The 9,361-nt window shown below is 73.2% G+C and carries 1 protein-coding gene; it reads right to left on the reverse strand.

Annotated elements, in window-relative coordinates; translation table 11 throughout:
* Window positions 1-54: 54 nt before the first annotated feature.
* The gene (locus ACFU7Z_RS00385; protein ID WP_380775029.1) at window positions 55-9,333 is read right to left on the reverse strand and encodes a type I polyketide synthase; all 9,279 of its coding nucleotides are present in this window, start codon (window positions 9,331-9,333) and stop codon (window positions 55-57) included.
* Between the last annotated feature and the right edge of the window lie 28 nt (window positions 9,334-9,361).

Here is a 9,361-nt window from a genome sequence, read left to right on the forward strand (position 1 = left end):
ATCGGCCATCGTGGGTCCTCCTCGACGTCGTCTTGATCTGAGCACCGGAGATCATCACGACGCCCCCAGTTCCTTGTTGATGAAGTCCAGAACCTCGTCGGCCGAGGCTTCGTTGAGCTGTCCGGCCACGGTCTGCCGGGTGGCGGCGGCGCCACCGTCCTCCGCGCCGGCGCCGGGGGCGCCGCGCCGCATCCACCGGGACAGCAGGGTCTGCATGCGCTCGGTGATGTCCTGGCGCGCGTCGGCTCCCCCGTCGACGGAGTCCAGTTCGGCGGCCAGCCGCTCCAGGGTCTCCAGCACCGGATCGCCGTCGTCCGCTCCGCCGGTGCCGACCAGCTCACCTCGTACGTAGTCCGCGAGGGCGGTGGCGTTCGGGTGGTCGAAGACCATCGTGGAGGCCAGCTTGACACCGACCTCCTTGGAGAGGCGGTTCCGCAGCTCGACGGCTCCGACGGAGTCGAAGCCCAGCTCCTTGAAAGCGCGTTGCGGCAGCACGTCGTCTGCCGAGTCATGGCCGAGGACCGCGGCCGCGTGGCCCCGGACCAGGTCGGTCAGGACCTGGCGCTGCTCAGCGACCGGCATCCCGGCCAACCGGCTTGCCCACGCGCCGACTTCCTCGGTGGTGGACTCGACGGCGGCCTCGGCGGCCAGGACCGCACGGACCTCGGGAAGGTCCGCCAGCAGACGGCTGGCCCGGTGCAGGGTGTAGGTCGGCACGAACTGCGGCCAGTCGAAGCCGGCCACCACCATCGCACCCTCACCGGCGTCCAGGACCTGGCCCAGCGCCAGCATGCCCCGGCGCCCGTCGATGCCCTCCATACCGAACTCGCGCAACCGCTCGCCACCCGAGCCGGCCGCCATGCCGACGCCGGCCCACAGGCCCCAGGCGACCGACGAGGCCACCAGACCACGGGAACGACGGTCCTCCACCAACGCGTCCAGGTGCGCGTTCGCCGCCGCATAGCCAGCCAGAGCGCCGCTGCCCCAGACACCCGCACCCGACGAGAACAGCACGAACGCGTCCAGGTCCCGGCCGGCCGTCAACTCGTCCAGCACCACAGCGCCGCCGACCTTCGCCGACAGCAGCCGCGACAGCTCGGCCACCGACAGCTGCTCCACCGGTGTCCGCCCGCCCGTTCCGGCCGAGTGGACCACCGACGACAGCGCCGGACCCGTCGCGTCGATACGGTCCAGGATCTCCGCCACGGAGGCGCGGTCGGCGATGTCACACGACACCACCTCGACTGCCGCACCGCGAGCCGCGATCGAGGCCGCCAGCTCCGCCACACCGGCGGCACCCGGACCCGAACGGGACGTCAGCACGACCCGCGACGCGCCGCGATCCGCCACCCACTGGGCGGTGATCGCACCGACGCCGCTCGTGCCACCCGTCACCAGGACCGAGCCACGCGGCGACCACGCCTCACGGACGACCGGACGGCCTGCGCGCACCAACCGCCGCGCCACCACCCCGCCCGCACGCACCGCGACCTGGTCCTCATCGCCGACCAGGACCGACACCAGCCGCGCACCCGTACGCGCATCCACGGCAGCCGGAAGGTCGATCAGCCCGCCCCAACGGCCCGCCAACTCCAGCGCCGCGACAGCGCCCAGACCCCACAGCTGCGCCTGCATCGGCCGCACCACATCACCCGCGACCGCCCGCACCGCACCCCGCGTGACCACCCACAGCGGAGCGGACACACCGAGCCGCCCAAGCTCCTGGACCAGCGCGAGCGTGTCAGCACCACCACGCGACACCCACGGACCCGCCTCCTCCGGCGACTCGTCCAGCGCCAGCAGCGACACCACACCCCGCAGATCGGAGCACGCGGCCACGGTCTGACCGATCCGGTCAGGACGGTCCGCAGTGACGACATCGGCACCGTGATCCGCCAACGCCTTCGCCACGACGCCTGCGTCGGTGCCGTCCCCGACCAGCAGCCACGTCCCGGCCAGGACCCCATTGGACTCGCTCACTGGCGCCCACGACACCCGGTACCGCCAGTCCGCGACCGCCGAGCCGGCCCGCTCACGGCGCCGGTAGTCGGCCAGCGCCGGCAGCACCTCACCCAGCCGGTCACCGTCGATGTTCAACGCCGCCGCCAGGCCGTCGGCGTCCCCGCCCTCGACCGCCGCCCAGAACTCGGCGTCGACGACGGAACCCTCGGCAACCTCGGCCACCGCCTCGGGCCAGTAGTGGCGGTGCTGGAACGCGTACGTCGGCAGGTCCACCGTCAAACCACCGCCCAGGAGCCCGGCCCAGTCGACGGGGAGCCCCCGCACATAGGCCTCGGCGAGCGAGGTCAGCAGCCGCTGGGCGCCGCCCTCGTCGCGTCGCAGGGTGCCCACGACGACCGGGGAACGGTCCTCCAGGGCGTCGCCGATCGCCGGGGTCAGCACCGGGTGCGGCGACACCTCCAGGAACACACCGTGTCCCGCGTCGCCCAGAATCCGCACGGCACGGTCGAACTCCACCGTCTCCCGGAGCGACGCGTACCAGTAGGCCGGATCCAGCTCGGGGCCGGACAGCCACGCACCGGTCAGCGCCGACACCATCGGGATCCGGGCTTCGGTCGGAGCGATGCCCTGGAGAACCGAGAGGATCTCCTCCCGCAGCTCGTCCACGTGCGCGCTGTGGGACGCGTAGTCCACCGGGATCATCCGGGCACGCGGCGAATCCCCACAGGCGTCCGCCAGTTCACGCAGCGCATCGGCGTCACCGGAAACCACCGTCGCCGACGGACCATTCACCGCCGCGATCGACAGACGGGAACCGTACGAAGCGATCCGCGCCCGGACACCCGCCACCGGCTCGGCGATCGACAGCATCCCACCGCGACCTGCCAGCGCCTTCAGGGTCTTGCTCCGCAGAGCGACCACCTTGGCGGCATCGTCCAGGGAGAGAATCCCCGCGACGGCGGCGGCGGCGATCTCACCCTGCGAGTGACCCACCACCGCATCGGGAGCGACACCAGCCGCCTCCCATACCGCAGCCAGCGACACCATCACCGCCCACAGCGCCGGCTGCACCACGTCGGCGGCCTCGAAACCGTGAAGCCCGGCCAGCACATCGTCCAACTGCCAGTCCACATAAGGCGCCAGAGCCGCAGCACACTCCGCCAGCCGCGCCGCGAACACCGGCGACGACGTGACCAGCTCACGCCCCATGCCGACCCACTGACTGCCCTGACCGGGGAAGACGAACACCGTCCGCCCCACCCCGGCGGCCGCCACCGACCCGGTCACCACACCCGCCGCCGGCTGCCCCGTGGCCACCGCCACGAGACCCGCCGCGAGCTCACTCCGCTCGCCGCCGAGCACGACGGCCCGGTGTTCCAGCGCCGCACGCGTCGTCGCCAGCGACCACGCGACGTCGCCGACCGGCAACTCCGGCCGCGCCAGCACGTGTTCACGCAGTCGACCGGCCTGACCGGCCAGCGCGGTCGCGCTGCGACCGGACACCACCCACGCCTGGACCCCGCTCTCCACCGCCGTGGCGGGATCCGGGGCGCTCGCGTCGATCGCGGCCGGGGCCTCTTCGATGATCACGTGCGCGTTGGTGCCGCTGATGCCGAACGCCGAGACACCGGCCCGGCGCGGCCGCTCGCCCGCCGGCCACGCCACCTGCTCCTGGAGCAGACGGACGTTGCCCGTCTCCCAATCGACGTGCGAGGACGGCTCGTCCGCGTGCAGCGTCTTCGGCAGCACCCCGGCCCGCAACGCCAGCACCATCTTGATCACACCGGCCACACCCGCGGCCTGCTGAGCGTGCCCGATATTGGACTTCACCGACCCCAGCCACAACGGCCGGTCCTCGAACCGCTCCTGACCATAGGTCGCCAGCAGCGCACCCGCCTCGATCGGGTCACCCAGCTCCGTACCCGTCCCGTGCGCCTCGACCACGTCCACGTCCGCCGCCGAGATCCGGGCGTTGGCCAACGCCGCCCGGATGACCCGCCGTTGAGCAGGACCGTTCGGCGCCGTGAGACCGTTCGACGCGCCGTCCTGGTTGATCGCGCAGCCGCGCACCAGGCCCAGGACCCGACGGCCCTTGCGCTGCGCCTCGGAGAGCCGCTCCAGCACGAGCATGCCGGCGCCCTCGCCGATGCCCATGCCGTCCGCGCCCTCGCCGAAGGCCTTGCAGCGGCCGTCGGAGGCGAGCGCCCGCAGGCGCGAGAAGCCGACGAACTCGCCGGGGTCGGCCATCACCGTCACACCGCCGGCGAGGGCGACGTCGCACTCGCCCGACCGCAGCGCCTGCACCGCCTGGTGCAGCGCGACCAGGGACGAGGAGCACGCCGTGTCGACCGTCACCGCCGGGCCCACCAGGCCCAAGGAGTACGAGATCCGGCCGGAGAGCACGCTCAGCGCGTTGCCGGTGATCAGGTGGGCCTGGGCTCCCGCCTCGCCGCTCGCGGCGCCGATGTAGCCGGAGGAAGCCGCGCCGACGAAGACGCCAGTCGCGGAGCCGTGCAGCGACTTCGGGTCGATGCCGGCCCGCTCGACGGCCTCCCAGGAGGTCTCCAGCAGGAGGCGCTGCTGCGGGTCCATGGCGAGGGCCTCGCGCGGGCTGATGCCGAAGAACCCGGCGTCGAACTCCGCGGCCCCGCTGAGGAATCCGCCCTCGACCACGTAGGTCGAGCCCTCGGCGTCCGGGTCCGGGTCGAAGAGCGCGTCGACGTCCCAGCCGCGGTCGGCCGGGAAGGCGCCGATCGCGTCCCCGCCCGCCGCCAGGAGGTCCCACAGCTCCTCCGGAGTCCGGACGCCACCGGGGTAGCGGCAGGCCATACCGACGATCGCGATCGGATCGGTCGACACCGCCGCCGCCGTCACGGTCTGGTCCTCGTCCGCGTCCGTACCGAACAGCGCGGCCAGGATCTCGTCCGCCAGCGCCGAGGCGCTCGGGTGGTCGAAGATCACCGTGGACGGCAGCCGGACGCCCACGGCCGCGTTGAGACGGTTGCGGAGCTCGACGGCGGTCAGCGAGTCGAAGCCCAGCTCCCGGAACGCCCGGCTGGCGACGATCTCGTCCGCCGACTCATGGCCCAGCACCGCGGCCGCCTGCGTCCGCACCAGCTCCACGACGGTCCGGCGCCGCTCGGCGGCCGACAGGCCCGCCAGCCGGGCGGCGAACTCGTTGCGCTGGTCGTCGACCGTACGAGGGGCGGTGTCCTCCTGGGCCTCGGGGATGGTGTCCAGCAGCGGGCGCGGGCGGGCGGCCGTGAACACCGGCGCGAACTTCTCCCACTCGACGTCCGCGACCGCGATGAAGGTCTCGTCGTCGGCGAGGACCTCGGCGAGCGCGGTCAGCGCCCGCTGGGTGTCCAGGAAGTTCATGCCCTGCCGCAGCAGGCGGTGCGGGGTGACGCGGCCGGGAGCCTGGTCCATCGCCGCGTCCACGGCGTCCCAGTCGCGGGTGTTCCAGACACCCCAGGCGATCGAGGTCCCGGGCAGGCCCCGGGCGCGACGGTCCTCGGCGAGCCCGTCCAGGAAGGAGTTGCCCGCCGCGTACGCGGCGTGGTCGTTGCTGCCCCAGGTCGCCGAGATCGACGAGAACATCACGAACTCGTCGATGCCCAGGTGCGCCGTCGCCTCGTCCAGGTGGACGGCGCCGGCCGCCTTCGCGCCGACCGCCAGGGCGAGCCCGTCGCGGTCGGTGTCCTCCAGCCGTGCGAGGAACGGGGTGTTCGCCGAGTGCAGGACGGTGGAGAGGCCGGGGCCGGAGGCCTCGATCCACGTCACCATGCCGGTCACCTGCTCGCGCACCGACAGGTCGCACGACACGACCTCGACGGCCGAACCAGCCTGCGCCAGCGTGGCCGCGAGCGCCGCCACCCCGGGCGCCGACGGGCCGGAGCGGGAGGTCAGAACCACCCTCGGCGCACCGTGCTCGGCAAGCCACGGACCGAGGACCACGCCGATCGCACCCGAGCCGCCGGTCAACAGGACGGTGCCGCGCGGCGACCAGTCCTCCGACTCCACGCGCCGGGCCTCCGCCCGTACCAGCCGGCGCAGGAACACCCCGGACGGCCGCACCGCGACCTGGTCCTCACTGCCATCGGCGAAGACGCCGACCAGACGAGCGGCCGCATCGGCGTCCACCACCGGCGGCAGATCGACCAGACCGCCCCAGCGGTCCGCGTGCTCCAGACCGACCGTACGGCCGAGACCCCAGACCTGGGTCTGCACCGGGCTCGTCGTCACCTCGTCCGGGCCGACGGCCACCGCGCCGCGGGTCAGCACCCACAGCGGAGCCGTGACCCCGGCCCGGCCCAACGCCTGCACCAGCTCGACGGTCTCCGCCAGCCCGCGCTGAACCAACGGGTGGTCGGCGAGCGGCGTCTCGTCCAGGGCCAGCAGCGACACCACACCGGCCACGCCCTCGGCCGGCACCGCGCCAAGCCGCTCCGGGCCGGCGGCCGTCACGACCTCGGCACCCTGACCGGCCAGCGCCTCGGCGACCGTCGCCGCCTCGGGGCCGTCGCCGACGACCAGCCAGGTGCCGGACAGGTCCGCCGGGCCACGAGCGGTGGAGGGCTGCCAGGTGATGCGGTAGCGCCAGTCGTCCACCGACAGCTTCGCGCGCTCCACCGCCGGGGCCTCGGGCCAGTAGCGGCGCCGCTGGAAGGCGTAGGTCGGCAGCGCGACCGCCGTGCCGGCGCCGAGCACCGCCGCCCAGTCGACGGGGGCGCCTTGGACGTAGGCCTCGGCGAGCGAGGTCAGCAGGCGCTGGGCGCCGCCCTCGTCGCGCCGCAGGGTGCCCACGACGACCGGGGAGCGGTCCTCCAGGCTGTCGCCGATCGCCGGGGTCAGCACCGGGTGCGGCGAGACCTCCAGGAACACGCCGTGACCCGCGTCGCCGAGGATCCGCACCGCGCGGTCGAACTCGACGGTCTCCCGGAGCGACGCGTACCAGTAGGCCGGGTCCAGTTCGGGGCCGGACAGCCACGCGCCGGTCAGCGCCGACACCATCGGGATACGAGCCTCGGTCGGAGCGATGCCCTGGAGAACCGAGAGGATCTCCTCGCGCAGCTCGTCCACATGGGCGCTGTGCGAGGCGTAGTCCACCGGGATCATCCGGGCACGCGGGGACTCCCCGCAGGAGTCGGCGAGTTCGCGCAGCGCGTCGGCGTCACCGGAAACCACCGTCGCCGACGGGCCGTTCACCGCCGCGACGGAAAGGCGGGTGCCGTACGACGCGATCCGGGCGCGGACACCGTCCACCGGCTCGCCGATCGACAGCATCCCGCCACGACCGGCCAGGGCCTTCAGGGTCTTGCTCCGCAGAGCCACCACCTTGGCGGCGTCATCGAGGGACAGGATCCCCGCGACGGCCGCAGCGGCGATCTCACCCTGCGAGTGACCCAGCACCGCATCCGGAGCGACACCCGCCGCCTGCCATACCGCAGCGAGCGAGACCATCACGGCCCACAGCGCCGGCTGCACGACGTCAGCGGCTTCGAAACCGTGCCGACCAGCCAGGACATCGCCCAACTGCCACTCCACGTAAGGCGCCAGAGCCGCGGCACACTCGGCCAGCCGGGCCGCGAACACCGGCGAGGCCTCCGCCAGCTCGCGCCCCATCCCGACCCACTGGCTGCCCTGACCGGGGAAGACGAACACCGTCCGCCCCACACCGGCGGCAGCCACCGACCCCGTGACCACACCAGCCGCCGGCTGCCCGGTGGCGACGGCCGTCAGCCCCGCCGCCAGTTCATCCCGGTCCGCGCCGAGCACGACGGCCCGGCGCTCCAGCGCCGCACGCGTCGTCGCCAGCGACCACGCCACATCGCCGACCGACAACTCCGGCCGCTCCGCCACGTGTTCACGCAGCCGACCCGCCTGACCCGCCAGCGCCGCAGCGCTCTGACCGGAGACCGGCCAGGCCGACGCCCCACCGGCAAACACCGGAAGCACCCGGGCCTCCCGCGCCTCGGGTTCGACGGCCGCCGGAGCCTCCTCCACGATCAGGTGGACGTTCGTCCCGCTCACGCCGAACGCCGACACACCCGCACGCCGCGGCCGCTCGCCCGCCGGCCACTCCACCGGTTCGCTCAGCAGCCGCACGTTCCCGGACGTCCAGTCCACGTGCGAGGACGGCTCCTCGGCGAACAGCGTCCTCGGCAGCACCTCGTGCCGCAGCGCCATCACCATCTTGATCACACCCGCCACACCGGCCGCACACTGCGAATGCCCGATGTTGGACTTCACCGACCCCAGCCAGAGCGGCCGGTCGGCGGCGCGGTCCTCGGCCTGCCCGTAGGTGGCCAGCAGCGCCTGCGCCTCGATCGGGTCACCGAGCGTCGTGCCCGTCCCGTGCGCCTCGACCACGTCCACGTCCGCCGCCGACAGCTGCGCGTTGGCCAGCGCCGCACGGATCACCCGCCGCTGCGAGGGACCGTTCGGCGCCGCCAGACCGTTGGACGCGCCGTCCTGGTTCGCCGCGCTGCCACGGATCACGGCCAGCACCTGGTGCCCGTTGCGCCGGGCATCGGACAGGCGCTCCAGCAGCACCATGCCCGCACCCTCGCCCCAGCCGATCCCGTCGGCCTCCTCCGAGAACGCCTTCGACCGACCGCTCGACGCCATACCGCCCTGACGCCCGAACTCCATGAACGCACCCGGCGACACCATCACCGCCACGCCGCCGGCCAGCGCCATCGAGCACTCACCCGACCGCAGCGCCAGGATCGCCTGGTGCATCGCCACCAGCGACGACGAGCACGCCGTGTCCACCGTCACCGCCGGACCGGTCAGACCCAGGCAGTACGAGATCCGGCCCGAGGCGACCGCCGACACCGCGCCGATCAGCCGGTAGCCGTCCAGGCTCTCGTCCTCGACGGGCAGAACCGAGCTGTACCCCGACGTGTTGGCTCCGATGAACACACCGGTCATCGACCCGTGCAGCGACTTCGGGTCGATCCCGCCGTGCTCGATGGCCTCCCAGGAGGTCTCCAGCAGCAGGCGCTGCTGCGGGTCCATGGCCAGCGCCTCGCGCGGGCTGATCCCGAAGAACCCCGCGTCGAACTCGGTCGCGTCGTAGACGAATCCGCCCTGTCGCCGGTACGTCTGCCCTCGGCCGAACGCCTCCTCGAAGGCTTCCCAGCCGCGATCGGCGGGGAAGGCGCCCACCGCGTCGACACCGCCGGCCACCAGGTCCCAGAACTCCTCGGGACCCGTCACACCGCCCGGGAAGCGGCAGCCCGCACCCACGATCGCGATCGGCTCGCTCGACGCCGCAAGGAGCGCGCTGTTCTGCTGCCGGAGCCGCTCGGCTTCCTTGAGGGAGGTGCGAAGTGCTTCGACGAGCCTGTCGTTGGTCGTTTCCATGATCATGTGCTCCGAATCAACGAGGGCG

This window comes from Kitasatospora sp. NPDC057518 (assembly GCF_042802075.1).
Classification (GTDB): domain Bacteria; phylum Actinomycetota; class Actinomycetes; order Streptomycetales; family Streptomycetaceae; genus Kitasatospora.